The organism is Kitasatospora sp. NPDC088861 (assembly GCF_044750105.1).
Lineage (GTDB): Bacteria > Actinomycetota > Actinomycetes > Streptomycetales > Streptomycetaceae > Kitasatospora.
The window spans coordinates 1-14,570 of the sequence record NZ_JBIVJF010000013.1; the positions used below are offsets into that span (position 1 = coordinate 1).

14 protein-coding genes and 1 pseudogene are annotated in these 14,570 nt (G+C 72.2%); 7 read left to right on the plus strand and 8 right to left on the minus strand.

The window, feature by feature from the left end:
• Nucleotides 1-83: pseudogene (locus ACIP37_RS21910) on the plus strand (transposase); the annotation flags it as partial.
• A gap of 11 nt (nucleotides 84-94) precedes the next feature.
• On the opposite strand, the gene ACIP37_RS21915 reads toward ACIP37_RS21910, so the two are convergent.
• Nucleotides 95-460, minus strand: a complete 366-nt coding sequence (locus ACIP37_RS21915) for a hypothetical protein (RefSeq protein WP_400809175.1) — start codon at nucleotides 458-460, stop codon at nucleotides 95-97.
• Between the two features lie 584 nt (nucleotides 461-1,044).
• On the opposite strand from ACIP37_RS21915, the gene ACIP37_RS21920 reads away from it, so the two are divergent.
• Nucleotides 1,045-2,199 carry an oxygenase MpaB family protein gene (locus ACIP37_RS21920; RefSeq protein WP_363589632.1) on the plus strand — a complete coding sequence of 385 codons (1,155 nt, stop codon included), beginning with the start codon at nucleotides 1,045-1,047 and terminating at the stop codon, nucleotides 2,197-2,199.
• A gap of 347 nt (nucleotides 2,200-2,546) precedes the next feature.
• Here ACIP37_RS21920 and ACIP37_RS21925 read toward each other — a convergent pair whose 3' ends face one another.
• Both ACIP37_RS21925 and ACIP37_RS21930 read right to left on the minus strand, forming a co-directional pair.
• Complete coding sequence (locus tag ACIP37_RS21925; RefSeq protein WP_400809178.1) at nucleotides 2,547-3,320, minus strand: hypothetical protein; 774 nt, start codon at nucleotides 3,318-3,320, stop codon at nucleotides 2,547-2,549.
• Between the two features lie 238 nt (nucleotides 3,321-3,558).
• Nucleotides 3,559-5,034 (minus strand): DUF2079 domain-containing protein, encoded by a 1,476-nt coding sequence (locus ACIP37_RS21930; protein ID WP_400809181.1) that lies wholly within the window; start codon nucleotides 5,032-5,034, stop codon nucleotides 3,559-3,561.
• A 130-nt stretch (nucleotides 5,035-5,164) separates the two neighbouring features.
• Between ACIP37_RS21930 and ACIP37_RS21935 the strand changes: the two genes are divergently transcribed.
• Nucleotides 5,165-5,839, plus strand: a complete 675-nt coding sequence (locus tag ACIP37_RS21935; protein ID WP_363589498.1) for a response regulator transcription factor — start codon at nucleotides 5,165-5,167, stop codon at nucleotides 5,837-5,839.
• Nucleotides 5,832-7,298 (plus strand): HAMP domain-containing sensor histidine kinase, encoded by a 1,467-nt coding sequence (locus tag ACIP37_RS21940; RefSeq protein WP_363589496.1) that lies wholly within the window; start codon nucleotides 5,832-5,834, stop codon nucleotides 7,296-7,298. The genes ACIP37_RS21935 and ACIP37_RS21940 overlap by 8 nt, the downstream gene beginning before the upstream one ends.
• A 100-nt stretch (nucleotides 7,299-7,398) precedes the next feature.
• Here the strand turns inward: ACIP37_RS21940 and ACIP37_RS21945 are convergent, their stop codons facing one another.
• Both ACIP37_RS21945 and bla read right to left on the minus strand, forming a co-directional pair.
• On the minus strand, nucleotides 7,399-8,442 hold the full coding sequence (locus tag ACIP37_RS21945; RefSeq protein ID WP_363589494.1) for an MBL fold metallo-hydrolase: 1,044 nt from the start codon (nucleotides 8,440-8,442) through the stop codon (nucleotides 7,399-7,401).
• A gap of 79 nt (nucleotides 8,443-8,521) precedes the next feature.
• Complete coding sequence (gene bla / locus ACIP37_RS21950) at nucleotides 8,522-9,457, minus strand: class A beta-lactamase (protein WP_363589492.1); 936 nt, start codon at nucleotides 9,455-9,457, stop codon at nucleotides 8,522-8,524.
• A gap of 115 nt (nucleotides 9,458-9,572) precedes the next feature.
• On the opposite strand from bla, the gene ACIP37_RS21955 reads away from it, so the two are divergent.
• Entirely contained in the window at nucleotides 9,573-10,520 is a 948-nt protein-coding gene (locus ACIP37_RS21955; protein ID WP_363589490.1) for a LysR substrate-binding domain-containing protein, read from the plus strand.
• Between the two features lie 71 nt (nucleotides 10,521-10,591).
• On the plus strand, nucleotides 10,592-11,479 hold the full coding sequence (locus ACIP37_RS21960) for a serine hydrolase (protein WP_363589504.1): 888 nt from the start codon (nucleotides 10,592-10,594) through the stop codon (nucleotides 11,477-11,479).
• A gap of 49 nt (nucleotides 11,480-11,528) precedes the next feature.
• On the opposite strand, the gene ACIP37_RS21965 is transcribed toward ACIP37_RS21960, so the two are convergent.
• Nucleotides 11,529-11,741, minus strand: coding sequence for a hypothetical protein (locus ACIP37_RS21965; RefSeq protein WP_363589506.1), 213 nt, complete (start codon nucleotides 11,739-11,741; stop codon nucleotides 11,529-11,531).
• Between the two features lie 484 nt (nucleotides 11,742-12,225).
• On the opposite strand from ACIP37_RS21965, the gene ACIP37_RS21970 reads away from it, so the two are divergent.
• Nucleotides 12,226-12,582: a beta/gamma crystallin domain-containing protein gene (locus ACIP37_RS21970; protein WP_363589488.1), complete on the plus strand. Its 357-nt coding sequence runs from the start codon at nucleotides 12,226-12,228 to the stop codon at nucleotides 12,580-12,582.
• Nucleotides 12,583-12,748: 166 nt separating this feature from the next.
• Here the strand turns inward: ACIP37_RS21970 and ACIP37_RS21975 are convergent, their stop codons facing one another.
• Together ACIP37_RS21975 and ACIP37_RS21980 are read right to left on the minus strand one after the other, a co-directional pair.
• Nucleotides 12,749-12,934, minus strand: coding sequence for a hypothetical protein (locus ACIP37_RS21975; protein ID WP_363630749.1), 186 nt, complete (start codon nucleotides 12,932-12,934; stop codon nucleotides 12,749-12,751).
• Between the two features lie 351 nt (nucleotides 12,935-13,285).
• A complete protein-coding gene (locus ACIP37_RS21980; RefSeq protein ID WP_363630751.1) occupies nucleotides 13,286-14,206 on the minus strand; it encodes a CAP domain-containing protein in 921 nt (306 codons plus the stop codon).
• Nucleotides 14,207-14,570 lie beyond the last annotated feature (364 nt).

Here is a 14,570-nt window from a genome sequence, read left to right on the forward strand (position 1 = left end):
TCCGCCGCTACATCATCTGGCGAAACAAGCACGCCGCTGACCAACGGCTACGCGAGGTGGTCGACAGGGCGAACGTTGCTTGATGCGGCACTAGCTAGGCGGCGACCTGGCAGCCCTCGCCGAAGCCGTCGCGGTCCAGCACCACCTTCCGGGCCGGGGTGAACTTCGCCCACTCGGCGTCGCACAGAGCCGCGTCGCACAGAGCCGCGTCGCCCTGACGCCCGCCGCTCTGGACGATGGCGAGCCGGGCGTAGCGGCCGACGACCCGGGAGGCATTGCGGCTCCTCTCGGGGTCGCCGAGCCACTTCGCGGCCCACTCCGGGGTGCCCGCAACAGGCGACGCCGAGGCCGGCACGGGCACGGCGGCCGTCGCCGGCGCCCCGCTCGACGTGCGGGCCGCTGCTCCCCCGAGCGCGACGATCACTGCTGCTGCGGCGACAAGCCGCTCCCCCATGTTCATGGTCAGAGAAGGTAGTGGGGCATACGAACCTTCCGGGCCGCCGGGCAGGCCCTCACCCGGCGGCTTCCCCGGCGGGCCCGGGCTCGGACGCCGGAGCGTTCGCCGCGATCTCGGCCCACAGCCCGGCCGGGTACAGGCCGATCCGCAGGGCGATAGGCGGACGACGGGACCGGGAGCACGCCCAGAACTACACCCCGGGCCACAAGCCCCGACGTGGATACGGCACCCGGACCCAGCAGCTTTCCACCAACCCCACAGGGCACTGGCTGCACGCCCTGGACGGAGTGGACACGTGGACGCCCGCCATCGAGGTGCTGCGGGACAGTGTCGTGGCGGCGTCCCGGTAGCACGACAGACGGCCCGCCACCGCGCCTCGTGCCGTGGCCGGACAGGTCCACCGTGGTGCCCTTCACTCGTTCGAGGGAGGGCGAAACGTTTTTTCGCTCAGCTGAGGTACGACGTTCCGCCAGAGTCGGAGGCATGCCGCTGCTCGCTGATCCATCTGCCCGGGACGCCATGTCGACCACAGTTCCCGGCACGTGCCGACCGGCGGCTTCCCCCTCAGCGAAGGAAGGAGCCCTTCTGTGGCTTTGACGACTCAGAACGCGACGCAAGAGCTGGAGGCCGCGGGCCAGGCAGGTGACCCGCAGGCCGATCAGCTCGTCTCCGATCTGATCGACCACAAGGAAATCGACGGCGTCAACGCCCTCTTCCGCACCATCGGGACGCTCAAGCCCGGTCAGGACCTCTCCCAACTTCCCCAGCGGCTGGCGGACTTCCTGCGGGAGGCCGCGGCGCCGCCGCCGGACTGGTCGGAGGCGGACGTCGACGCCGCGGAGGGCTTCTTCGGCCACCACCACGGCGAAGTGACCATGCTCCAGGGCACCGTCGGCCTGATCGGTACCTACCTCTCCCCCACCGGCGCGTTCACGCTCCGCTCGACCGGGCGGCTCGGCGGCGTCAAGGGCCCGGGCCGGCGCCTGTCGCAGTCGTCCCGGCTGTTCCTCGACATGGGCAACAAGAACGCCCTGCGCGACGGCACCCTCGCGGCGAACGTCACCAAGGTCCGCCTGGTTCACGCCTCCGTACGGCAGTTGCACAAGAAGAGCGGCGCGTGGGACTACGCCAAGTGGGGCGAGCCGGTGTCGATCAAATACACCACCGGCGCCTCCTGCGTGTTCAGCGTGCAGATCCTGGAGGCGATGAAGAACCTCGGCATCGACGTCTCCAAGGAAGACGCCCACGGGTTCATGTGTGCCTGGCACTACGTCAACCACTACCTCGGCACTCCCGAGCGGTGGCAACTGCCCAAGGACGCCGACCTGGTCACGCGCATCTGGAACCAGGCGCGCAACGACGAGTGGAAGAAGTCCGAGGACGGCGTCTTCATGACGCAGCAGGCCGTCGACTTCTACAAGCAGTTCTACCCCGGCCCCACGCACGACGCGCTCATGGCCCTGGTCCGGCACGCGCTCACCGACGAGTACGCCGACATGGCAGGCGTGCCCAAGGGCGTCCTCGACCTCGCCTCCGGTCCGCTCGCCGCCGGCCACGGCGTGGTCAGCGGCCTGGGCGGCGGGCTCCTCGGCGGTTCCGTCCAGAAGACCACCGGAGTCAACCCCTACAAGGACGTCCTCGGCATGGCCTCCAAGACGTTCAACGAGATCCAGAAGTTCGCGCTCACCCACGACCAGGACGACCAGCCGCAGATGCACCAGGAACTCGGCGACGACCGCTGAGCACCGCACGCCGTGCCCCGCCGACCCCACAGGCCCGGGCGGGGCACGGCGTGAACCACCCCATGGCTCAGCGGAACGGCTCGGTTTCCAGGGGGAGCACAAGGTGGCGCTGTCTCCCGGGGCCGTCACCCAAACCGCCTTCTGCTGCCGGTCCAGGCCCCCAGCACCGGCGACTGCGGGGCGGCGGCCGCGGACCGGACTCGCGCCGTCTCCGTGCCGGACACCGCCTGACCAATGGACGGGAACCCGCCGGGCTCATCCCGGCGCCGTTTAACCGCCCCGGTTTCGATGTCATCTTCTTGTTTCGACACGTCGTCAGCGCTGCCGGTTCCTCTTCCGGCCGACTGTCACGTGTCAGAACGACGTCGGAGCCATGCCGTGGCCAGCATTCCCAGAACCACCAGCAAACCGCCGACCGCGATCCCGATGTGCTTCGCGCTCAGCAGACGGTTGTTCCTGCCTTCAGCCGCAGCATCGCGCGGAGGAGGAGGGATGGTGGCCCCGGAGCTGGGAGTCTCCGGCCCAGGCTGGCCGTCTTGGGGATTGTCCCCTGCTTGGGGCGACGGGGAGCCGGACGCGCCGCTCCCGTCGGCAGCTCCACCCCCGTACGGAGGAGCGCCGTCACCGCGGTCACCGTCGTCGTGCTTGTCGATGCAGTGGGCAGCCGGGAAGGAGAAAACTCGCTCGTGGCGGTCGAATGCCTTCACCACGAAGAGCGGGTGCTCCCTGAAGAAGTCACGAATCTGCCACTCGTACTGGTTGCTGGTCTGGGTGGGATAGTTCACGTCCAAATACGTTGAAACATTGAAGCTGTCCCACGGTGCTGCCGGCGACGAGGGTGAGGATGACGCGTCCCCCTGGAGAACGAGAGCCTCCGGCCCGTGCCGGCCGTTCTTCAGGATGATTCTGAAGTTCTGGTCGATGAGTACGACACGGCGGGAACTGTGGCAGTCACGCAAGGGATTGTGGTCATGGTGTCGCCCCTCCCCATCCCCGTCCTGGAGCCACATGGAGCCGAACGCATGCCGTGCGGACGCCTGCGCAGCGACGTCCGCCAACGGAGACGCAAGGGCGATTACCGCACCCGCCAGCGACGCTGCGACCCGGGGACGACGATTCATCCAACGACCTCCATGGGTGGCGAACGCGCTGGACCGCCTGTTGGGCGACGCATCCGAATCTCGGAAGAAGTTAAGAGGAGTCGACTCGTCATATCGTGAACATCTCGGGGGAGCCCTCCTTTTGTCACTCAGCCGCAGCAGTTCCGGGAGAAGGAGGTAGGGCGTGGGCCGGTCCGGGCACCGTGACCGACCTCCCCGGCCCCGCAGGCAGGGCCGGCAGGGCCGCTGGGCCGCCTTGTCATTCCCGCGCGCCGAGGTGGTAGACGGTGACGCCTCCGGCGCTCGCGACGGGACGGTAGCCGGCGGCGGGGAGGGCGCGAAGGGCTTCGGCCTCCTGGCCGGCGGGGAAGAGGCCGTCCCGCGGGTGGTCGGGGGCCGCGACCCAGTCGGGCTTCGCGCCCGGGCCTCCGGGGTAGTACGGGAAGAGGAAGACCCGGGTGCGGTCGGTGAGTTGGGGTGCGATGCCGTTGGCGGCAGCCACCTGCGCACCGTCCGGGATCACCCGCAGCACTCCGCGCACGGCGTCGGCCGTCGCGTCGCGCTGCCAGGTGGCGGGCCGGGCCAGCTCGGCGAGGGGGCGGAAGGGCAGGGCGGCGGCCGTCACCGCGAGCCCGACGGCCACGAGGCCGCAGGCCGTCCACCGCCGCAGGCCGTGCCGCGCGCGGAGCCGGGCCAGGGCGTCGGCGAAGGCGAGGAAGACGATCGGCATCAGGACGGCGCCGTAGTGGAAGCCCGTCCCCCAGTAGGCGGGGTTGGTGGACCAGAACCGCCAGCCCAGGGTGGGGAGCGCGAGCAGGATCAGTGGGGAGCGCAGCGCCAGGAACGCGGTGGGGGCCAGCAGCACGGCGACGGTCCCCCACTTCTGGGCGGGCAAGAGCAGCCTGGTCACGGGGTCGCCGGCCGGGCCGTCCACGTTGGAGAGGTAGGTGTAGACGCCGTCGGGATTGAGGGCCGGGATGACGACCAGCACCACCAGCGCCACGGTGGCGGCGGCGAGCGCGACGACGCCCGCGCCGAGTCGGCGGCGACCGTGCCAGAACAGGTAACAGCCGACGGCCACGACCGTCGCCGCCAGGTCCTCCTTCACGAGCAGCAACGGCAGCGCGCACCACGCGGCCGCACGCCACCTCCGCAGCGTCAGCCGCTCCAGGGAGAAGGCCAACAGCGGTACGGCGAAGGCGATTTCGTGGAAGTCGAAGGCCACCGCCTGCTGCAGACCGACCGACAAGCCGTACCCGACGCCGATGCCCGCGCCCGCCCACGGACCGGCCGCCCGCGCCGCCACCCTGGTCACCGGGACGGCGGACACGGCGAGCAGCGCCGCCTGGGCGACCAGCAGGGTCATCGGGGAGGGGAAGACCCGGTAGAGCGGTGCGAGGGTGGCCAGGATCGGGTGGAAGTGGTCCCCGAGCAGGTGGAAGCCCGGCCCCTTCAGCTCGGAGACCGGCGCGCGGCCCTCGGCGTAGCCGCGGACGGCCTGCTCGAAGATCCCCAGGTCGAAGCCGGACGTCCGCAGGTGCAGATGGCGGGAGACGGACAGCGCGGTGTAGGCGGCGAACAGCACGGCGGCGAGCGCCCAGGGCAGCAGGACGGTCCGGCCCGGCCGCGGCGGCTCGGGCAGCGGCCGGGATCCGGGCCGGGTCCGCAGCTGGGAGTGGAGCTGGGACTGGGGTGCGACCGTGGCGCGGGGTGCGCGGGTCAGGGTCAGGGTCACGGGGCTCACCTCGCGGTAGGGCGGACGTGGGGCGACCCCCGAAGCGTCCGACCCGCCCTCTGAAGATCCGCTGAAAGAGCCTGAAAGCACCTTCAGGAACCGTGACACCCCCCGTGACATGCTGAGACGCATGCGCGTACTGGTGGTGGAGGACGAGACCCGGATGGCCGATGCCCTCCGGGACGGGTTGGAAGCGGAGGGCTACACCGTGGACGTCGTCCACGACGGCCGCTCCGGCCTCTGGTACGCGCGCACCGGCGACTACCGGGCGATCGTGCTGGACGTCATGCTCCCCGGCCTCAACGGCTACCGGGTCTGCGCCCAGCTGCGCCAGGAAGGCATCACCGCCCCGATCCTGATGCTCACCGCCAAAGACGGCGAGTACGACGAGATCGAGGCCCTGGACACCGGCGCCGACGACTACCTCGCCAAGCCCTTCTCCTATCCGGTCCTGGTCGCCCGGCTGCGCGCCCTGGTCCGCCGCGGCGGCGCCGAGCGCCCGCCCGAGCTGACCGTCGGCGACCTGATCCTCGACCCCGCCGACCGCTCCTGCCACCGCGCCGGCACCCCGGTCGCCCTCACACCCCGCGAGTACGCCGTCCTGGAGTGCCTGGCCGAACGCCCCGGCGAGGTCGTCGCCAAGACCACCATCCTCGACCAGGTCTGGGAGAGCGGCTACGAGGGCGACCCGAACATCGTCGAGGTGTACGTCAGCGCGCTGCGCCGCAAGATCGACGTCCCGTTCGACCGGAACTCCATCGTCACCGTGCGCGGTACCGGCTACCGGCTGGACTCCCGTGGCTAGGCCGCCGCGGCTGCTGCGCTCACTGCGCTCGCTGCGGGCCCGTTCCGCGGCGGCGGCCGGCCTGGCCGCTGCCGCCGCCTTCACCGCGGGCGCGTTCTGGCTCAGCCACAGCCTCTACGACTCCCAGTCGGACGACGCGAAGGCCGCCGCGCAGGCCCGCCTCGACGTGGCGGTCGCGGACATGCGCACCGGCCACGTCCCGGCGAGCGGGCTGCTCGGCGGCGACCGCGCCTATGCCCTCGTCCTGGACTCCGGCCGGCTCCTGGAGGTCAGCCCCGACCTCGAACCCTTCCGTGCCCAGGTCGCCGCCCAGCTCACGCCGCTGCCCGAAGGCGAGCAGGTCTCCCGCGCCCTCACGCTCGGCGCCCCGGCCGCCGGCACCGCGAGCCGTCTGGCCCACCACACCCTCCCCCTGTACGGGCAGAGCGCCGGCGGCATCGACGGCTACTCCCTGCGGTCCGGCTTCGGCGAACCCGACCGGGGCGAGCGCACCGTCACCGCCTACCTGCTCGTACCGCCCTGGGACGCCGAACGCGTCCAGGAATCCGTCCAACGGCTGCTGCTGGTCGCCGGGCCCTTCGCCGTCCTGCTGGTGGCCGCCATCGCCTGGGCGGTCACCGCCCAGGCGATGCGCCGGGTCGAGGCGATCCGCACACAGATGGCCTCCATCACCGCCCAGCACCTCGACCGGCGCGTCCCCGTCCCGCCCACCGCCGACGAGATCGCCCACCTCGCCACCACCACCAACCAGACCCTCGAGAAGCTCGACCACGCCGTCACCGCCCAGCGCCGCTTCGTCGCCGACGCCTCCCACGAACTGCGCAGCCCCCTCGCCGGACTGCGCACCTCCCTGGAGGTCGCCCTCACCCACCCCGACCGCACCGACTGGCCCACCGTCGTCCGCGCCGCACGCGCCGACACCGTCCGCCTCCAGCACCTCGCCGACGACCTGCTCCTGCTCGCCCGCCCACCCCTCGCCGCACCGGCCCACCACACCCGGGTCGAACTCACCGACCTCGCCCGCGACGTCGCCGCCGAACTCCCGCAGGGCACCAGCCGGATCACCGTCCACGCCGACCGCCCGCTGGAAGTCCCCGGCAACGCCGCCCAACTCCACCGCCTGCTCCGCAACCTGCTGGAGAACGCGCTGCGCCACGCCGCCGACCGCGTCACCGTCACCCTCACCGAGGACCACGGCCCCGACGGTCAGTGGGCCGTCCTCGAAGTCCTGGACGACGGCCCCGGCATCCCCGCCCCCGACCGCGAGCGCGTCTTCGCCCCCTTCACCCGCCTCGACGAGGCCCGCACCCGCGACACCGGCGGCGCCGGACTCGGCCTCGCCATCGCCCGCGACCTGGCAACCCGCCACCACGGCACCCTCACCCTCGCCGACTCCCCCACCGGCGCCCGCTTCCTCCTCCGACTCCCCCTGCCACCACACCCCGCCCGCACTCCGTGAGCCCCGCCCGGACCAGCCGCTCACCGGCGATCCCCCCCCCCGGCTCCACGCCAGGAGGTCGAACTCACCGGCACTGCCCCTGGCCGGGCGGTCCGGACGGTCAGCAGCAGGTGTGCGGTGCCGCGACGGCCCGGGCTGTCGGCGCCTCGGCGTCGGCGATCCGGCCGCGCAGCATCGCGTCCATGACCGCCATGTACCGCTGCGTCCGGGGGCCGCCGAGGAGGAAGGGGTTCGCGGCGCCGGGCGGCTGGCGGCGCAGTAGTTCGGCGCGTTCGAGGCCGTGGTCGTTCGGGTGGTTGGAGAGCTCGACCTCCACGTTCGCCCGGCGCATGACGGCCCGGAAGGCGTGGACGGACGCGAGGAAGGTGCGCAGCTCCTCCGCCGTCGAGGGCGGGTTGAGGCCGCCCCACAGCATCGCGCTGTGGTGCCGGCGGCCGGCCCGGACGGGGATGACCGGGGAGACGGTGCCGGGGGTGTGGCCCGGAGTGTGGTGCAGCTCGATCGTCGTGCCGCCGAGCGTGAGCTGCTCGCCGTCCGCGATGTCGAGGTCCCGGGCGGGGGCGTCGGCCGGGCGGGTGCGGGCGAGGAGGTCCCAGTCGGCCGGGGACATGTGCACGCGGGCGCCGTAGCGGTCGGCGAGGGTCTGCGCGCCGCCGAAGTGGTCCGAGTGGCCGTGGGTGAGGACGACGCGCTTGATCGCCGCCGGATCGGCTCCGACCGCGCGCAGCCCGGGGACGATGATGCCGTCGGCGTCGGCCGGGGAGGTGAGTGCGTCGATCAGCACGATGCCGTCGTCCGTCAGCACCGCCATCGCGGAGACCCAGCCCGCGCTCAGGAGCACGAGGTTGTCGAACAGCTTGACGGGCGCCGGCGCGGGCAGGTCAGGAAGGTCGGAGCCGGGGGTCAGCGCCGTCACCAGGGCACGCAGCACGGGGTCGTCGCCGGCGAGGCGGCGGGCGCGGTCGTAGTGCGGGCGGGAGGCGGACGGCGTACCCGCGGAGGTGGAGGCCGGGGCCGACGCGACGGCCGGGGCCGAGGCGGCGATCGGCGCGGCTCCGGCGGCGATGCCCAGGACGGCGAGCTGGGCGAAGCGGCGTCTGGTGAAGTCGGCGTCCGTGGCGGTCCGGCGGGTGGGGTGGATCACGGCGGTCGGGGCTCCTGGTGGTCGGGGCTCTTGGCGGTCGGGGGTATTGGTGGTCGGGGGTATTGGTGGTCGGGGGTGTTCAGCCGAGGGCGCCGACGACGGTCTTCGTCGCCTGGGCGATCAGCGCGTCGTCGGAGGTGGCGTCGGCCTTGCCGCGGTCGGACATGACGACGATCACGACCGGGCTCCGGCCGCCGGGGGGCCACGCGACGGCGACGTCGTTGCGAGTGCCGTAGCCGCCGTTGCCGGTCTTGTCGCCGACCTTCCAGTCGGTGGGCACGCCCGCGCGGACGTAGGGGGCGCCGGTGGTGTTGCCGATGAGCCAGTCGGTCAGCAGTCGGCGCCGGTCCTCCGCGAGGACGTCGCCGAGGGCGTAGCGGCGCAGGTCGGCGGCGAAGACGCGGGGGGCGCTGGTGTCGCGGGTGTCGCCCGGGGTCGCCTCGTTGAGGGTCGGCTCGGTGCGGTCGACGCTGGTGGTCGGGTCCCCGAGGTCGCGCAGCGACTGCTGGACGGCCGCCGGACCGCCGAGCTCGGCCATGACGAGGTTGGCGGCGGTGTTGTCGCTGTACTGGATCGCGGCGGCGGCCAGATCACGCACCTTCATGCCGGTGGCGACGTGCTGAGAGGTGATCGGCGCCCACGCCAACACGTCCTCCTGGCGGTACGCGACCACCTTCTCCAGTTCCTCGTCGGAGGCCTTGCGCAGCAGAGCGCCGGCGGCGAGCGACTTGATCGTGGACGCGAACGCGAACCGCTCGTCGGCCCGGTAGGCGATCTCCCGGCCGCTGCCGGTGTCCACCGCGTACACGCCGAGGCGGGCGCCGAACTGCTGCTCAAGTCCCTTGAAGGAAGCGCTCGTCGTATCCGTCGAAGGCGTCGCGCTGGATGCCGGGGCGGGTGTGCCGGCAGCGGCATGGCTACTGAGTCCCGCAGAGCCGCACCCGCTCAGCAGGGTGGCCGCGAGCAGGGCCACGGCGGGCAGCGCGGTACGGGGGCGGCGAAGGGCAGGCGTCATCGGTGGTCTCCCAGGTGGTTCGTGTCGTCACCCTCAGCTAAACAGGCCGCCGGGCCATCAGTCCAAGACCACTATGGTAAAGAGATCGATATGAGAATGCCTATGATTGCTGGCCATGGACCTGTTGGGGCACCTACGCCACTTCCGCGCTGTCGCCGAGGACCGGCACTTCGGCCGCGCCGCCGAGCGCCTGCGGATCGCCCAGCCCTCGCTCTCCCAGCGGATCAAACGTCTGGAGCGCGAGCTCGGCGTGACCCTGTTCGACCGCGGCCCGCGCGGAGTCGAGCTCACCCCGGCGGGCCTGCTGCTGCTCGCGGAGGCGAAGGAGGTGCTGGAGAGCACCGCCCGCCTCCTCGCCACCGCCGCCGACCTGCGCACCGGCCGGGCGGGCACCCTGCGCGCGGCCGTGCCGCCCGAGCTGGGGCCGGCCGTCCTGGCCGCGCTGCTCACCGGCTTCGAGAGCGCCTCCCCCGGCACCCGGCTCGAACTGCGGGAACTGCCGGTCGCGGCCATGGCGCGCGAACTCGCCCAGCACACGGTCGACGTCGCCGTCGTCCGCCACCCGTGCCCGGCCGCCGGGCTGGCGTTCGGGCCGGTCCTGCACCAGCCGCTCGGCGTCCTGCTCGCCGCCGGGAGCCCGGACGCCGACCGCCCGGAGCTGGCGGTGGCCGAACTGACCGGTCGGCGCCTGGTGTTCTTCCCCCGCGCCACCGCCCCCGCGCTGTACGACGAGATGCTCACCACCCTGACCCGGCACGGCTGCACTCCCGAGGCCGTCGTCGACCCGCCCGGCCCTGACGTCGCGGGCGCGCTCGTGCTCACCGGCAGCGCCGTCGCCCTGGTGCCACGCACCGCGCCGCCACCGGGTACAGTCTGGCGTCCGCTGACCGGCACCCCGCTGGCCTGGCGCACCTCCACGGCCTGGCCGACCGGTAGCGGCGGCCCTGCCGTCCGGCTGTTCGCCGAGGCCGCCCACGAGGCGCTGACCGAACACGGCGGCCTCCTGCCCCAGCCGCCCAACCCCCCGCTCTTTCCCCGGCCCGCAATGGAGTTCCCGCTGTGACCAGCGACCGCGCCCACGGCAACCGCGCATCCGGCGACCGCCCCGCCGGCGCCCGCACCGCACGCGCCCGCATCGCCGCCGCCTTCGCCGACGCCGGCGTCAGCGGCCGGCTGCACGCCCGCGACCTCGACACCGGCACCGAGATCGCCCTCGACGCCGACACCCCGGTCAGCACCTCCAGCGTTCACAAGCTCTGCCTCCTGGTCACGCTCTTCCGCGAGGCCGCCGCCGGACGGATCGACCTGACCCGCCAGGTGGACGTCCCCGCCGCCGGCCGAACCTCCGGGGGCACCGGCCTGGCCGCCATGCTCGACGCCGCCCGGCTCTCCCTGCGCGACCTCGCCTACCTGACCGTCGCCGTCAGCGACAACGCCGCCGCGGACGTCCTCTGGGACGAGATCGGCCTCGACACCGTCAACCGCACCATGGCCGACCTCGGCCTGACCCGCACCGTCGCCGTCCACAAGCTCCGCGACCTCATCGCCGCCCTCGCCGAGGACACCGGCCGGGACTCCCCGGTCGACCCCGCCGTCGTCGCCCGCCTCAGAGTCCTCGACCCCGCCTTCACCAACCGCAGCACCGCCCGCGACATGACCACCCTGCTCGCCGCCCTCTGGCACGGCGACGCCTGCCCCGGCGAACACGGCGCCGCCCTCCGCCGCCTGCTCGGCCTCCAGGTCTGGCCGCACCGCCTCGCCTCCGGCTTCCCCTACGACGACGTCCGCGTCCACGGCAAGACCGGCACCCTCCCGACGCTGCGCCACGAGGTCGGCGTCGTCGAATACCCCGACGGCGGCCGCTACGCCCTCGCCGTCTTCACCCGCGCCGCCGCCACCACCATCACCCTCCCCGCCGCCGACGCCGCCATCGGCACCACCGCCCGCCTCGCCGTCGACGCCCTGCGCGCGATGGCGGCCGGGAGGGGGGACGGCCCGTCAGCAGATCAACAGGTCCGGTGACCTGCGAGGTCACGCAACGAGCGCGGCTCGCGGTTCAACTCCCGACGCCCTATTGAACGCTGTAGTTCAGGATGATGGTGGTGTCGTCGGCAGTGGTGTACTCCAGGGTGCCGTCGCCGGTGATGGTCCGGTAGGCGCCGGTGCCGCCGACGATCGCCACCGGGAACTGCCTTCCGGGGTTGGGGACGGTGCGTTCGTGCATGGTGCTCACGTGCACCTCCCCGCCGGCCAGGCGCAGGATCGCCTTGTCGTGGAACTTCATCGGGCGGTCTCACGAGGACATCGTCCAGGCTCGCGACGAGTGGCAGGCCGCCACCGACCGCTTCGGCGCCGTCCAGGGCTACCCGGGCAACCACCTCCCCGCCCCGGAGCTCCCCGGCAACACCCGGCAACACCCGACACGTCATGCGCGAACTCGCCAGCCCCACCCCCCTCTCCCAGCCAGGTGCCCCCAACACCTGTCGCGCGCGGTCGACGGTCGGACCATCACCCCACGTCAGAGCGGCCGGTAGGCGATCTCGGTCGACGGCCCATCCGCCCGGCCCCGGAACCACTCGCGACACACCAGAACAACGCACCCCACGCCTCGCCGAAAGTCCGGATGGAAATGACCGAGAACACGTAAGGTCGAGGTTCGTTCGATTGACCCTCACAAAGGCGGTCTGGATACTGATCGAGCACGACGCAACCGAAACTCGTTGCGAAGCGGACTCCGATTCGACATTTTATCCGACTGAGGAGAATCCATGATCTCGAAAGCGAAGAAGGTCGTGAGCTCGATGGCGATGGCCTTCGCCGCGGCGGCCACGCTCACCGTGGCCGTGCCGTCCGGCACCGCCTTCGCCATCGACCATGTCCAGTGTGACGGGAGCCGCAATGACTTCCTGAAGATCTGGTCGCACCTCGACGGCCGTGACAGCGTCGACTGCTACGCGAACGGGGGGACGATCGGCTTCGGCGGGTGGTGGATCGACCGGATCTCCACGGGGAACAACGACTTGGTCTACTCCGATGCCAACGGCGACTCGGTGAGGGTCAACCGCTGGACCGACATCACGTACCCGAACCGCCCGCCGAGGGTCAACTCCATCCAAATCCTCTGACGAACCGGCGGAGCGGGACCCGAACGGAAATTCGCCCGGCCGCATCACCGCAAGTCCCCGCGGCGCTTTGATCGCCGTCGAATTTTCTGTGACGTGAATTCGCTCAATTCCGGTCCACCGGCGCCGGCCATGCCCTCCAGGGGCTGGCCGGCGCCGGCATGTGGTGTCACGGCTGCCCGCCGAGCCCCAACTTCCGGACCCCGAAAGGGGAGAAGACCATGTGCGCGGCCCAACCGCGGTGAATCAGCGCGATCTGCGAGGGCACCGGCATCACCGGGTACAGCTCCCTGCCCCGCGACCAGTTCGCGAGCAGGCCCTCCGTGGTGTCGACCGCCGAAACCAGCATCGTCACCTGGAGGTCCCCGTCACCCCAGGTGTTCCACAGGGCCCATCCTTCGGGCCTGGCCTCGACCCCGAGGCGCGAGCACACCTCCTCGTAGCTCTCCCCCCACGCTCTCCGGCATCGCCCCGGGCCGCGGGATCGCCACCCCGGCCAGCTTCACCTCGGACCGGTCCGCCTCCTCGCCGAGGCAGCCGTCCCCCGGGAAGTGGTAGTGCCGGATCTCCCGGTCCAGCCGCGCGCGGTCTGGTCGTACACCTCGGTACGCCGGCCGGCCTCCCGGAAGTGCCGTCACTGGCGGAGGCTCCGGCCGGGGCCGCTCCGCCGGGTGGAGCGGCCCCGGCGGAGCGGTCGCGGCGGGGGTCAGCGGGTGCTGAAGTCCGCGTTCCAGGAGGCGTTGCCGGTGCGGGCCAGGCCGACCTCGTTGTAGTCGCCGAGCATGATCCCCAGGTGAAGGGGCGACCTGATCCAGCCGTCGACGGCGGCGTCGATGTCGGTGGGGCCGTAGAAGGCGATCTCGCCGAATCCCCTCCCGGTGTAGCCGAGGTTGCGCGCGATGCCGTTCGAGTCGCAGAAGTGGCCGGAGACGCGGCGCTGGTCCATCTGGTCGGCGTTGCACTTGGCGGCCTGGGAGAGCGTCTGGTTGAGGCGCACCGCCGGCTTGCCGTTCTGGGCGCGCACGGTGTTGAGCCGGTCCAGGAAGCGCTGCTCGACGGAGGTACCCGGGCCCGGGCCGGTGCCCGACCCGATCAGGTCGAACCGCTGGGACATGCTGCCGTCGCAGTTCTCGACGGTGACCTCCCGGTCGAGGCCGTGGTAGGTCAGACAGCGGTTGTCGCGGGCGTTGTGGAGGTAGGTGCCGCCGCCGGCGACGGGCTCCAGGGTCCACTGCTGGTTGGCGCCCGCCCACCAGTGGATGAACTGGGTGGACCGGCCGTCGTTGGTGTCCATCTCCAGCACGCGCTCGGTGCCGTCGACGTTGCGGGCGAAGTCGACCCGGTCGCCGGGCTTGTTGGAGATCCAGAACGAGGTGGAGGCGTTCTGGTAGTTGCGGGCGACGATCCGGGAACCCTCGCCGTCGGCGCTGGCCAGCGAGTTGTGGTTCTGGTGGTCCTGGATCGTGATCATCTGCTCGACCACGGCGGCGTTCGCCGGCGCGGCGAGCAGCGTGATGCTGCTCGCCGATATCGCGGAGACGGCGAGCGCCAGGCCTGCCAGCCGGGTGCGGCGGCGGGTGCCGGTGCTCGGGCGGGGGCGGAGGGTCCGGGCGGACGGGTGGGACACGGGTATCTCCTGTTGTCGGTGGACCGCGTGCGGATGCGACTGCGGAACGCGGTCAGGACACCAGGACTGGATTGACGATCGATCAGCAGCGTGTTGACGAACAGGGTGTGCGTCGTCCATGGAGGCGGCGCGGAGCTCGGGTGGACCCCGCCCGCATGAAGGCGCCAGGGTGAACGCGGGCAGGTGAACGCGCCGCCGCGCCCCGGCACGAGCGGTGCCGGGGCGCGGTACGCAGCGGAGGAGAACGGGCCGACCCGGTCCCGCCCGCCCACACGTGTGTCAGCCGGACCGTGCTGCCGTGGGGGGGCGGCCGGGGGGGGGGCGGGGGCGCGGCGGGGGGGGGGGGGGGCGGGGGGGGAGCCAC

What these genes read in the sequence shown, in the direction of transcription:
- ACIP37_RS21915 (WP_400809175.1), bottom strand. Translation starts at nt 460, where the DNA reads ATGAACATGGGGGAGCGGCTTGTCGCCGCAGCAGCAGTGATCGTCGCG.
- ACIP37_RS21925 (WP_400809178.1), bottom strand. Translation starts at nt 3,320, where the DNA reads ATGAATCGTCGTCCCCGGGTCGCAGCGTCGCTGGCGGGTGCGGTAATC.
- ACIP37_RS21935 (WP_363589498.1), top strand. Translation starts at nt 5,165, where the DNA reads ATGCGCGTACTGGTGGTGGAGGACGAGACCCGGATGGCCGATGCCCTC.
- bla (WP_363589492.1), bottom strand. Translation starts at nt 9,457, where the DNA reads ATGACGCCTGCCCTTCGCCGCCCCCGTACCGCGCTGCCCGCCGTGGCC.
- ACIP37_RS21955 (WP_363589490.1), top strand. Translation starts at nt 9,573, where the DNA reads ATGGACCTGTTGGGGCACCTACGCCACTTCCGCGCTGTCGCCGAGGAC.
- ACIP37_RS21965 (WP_363589506.1), bottom strand. Translation starts at nt 11,741, where the DNA reads ATGAAGTTCCACGACAAGGCGATCCTGCGCCTGGCCGGCGGGGAGGTG.
- ACIP37_RS21970 (WP_363589488.1), top strand. Translation starts at nt 12,226, where the DNA reads ATGATCTCGAAAGCGAAGAAGGTCGTGAGCTCGATGGCGATGGCCTTC.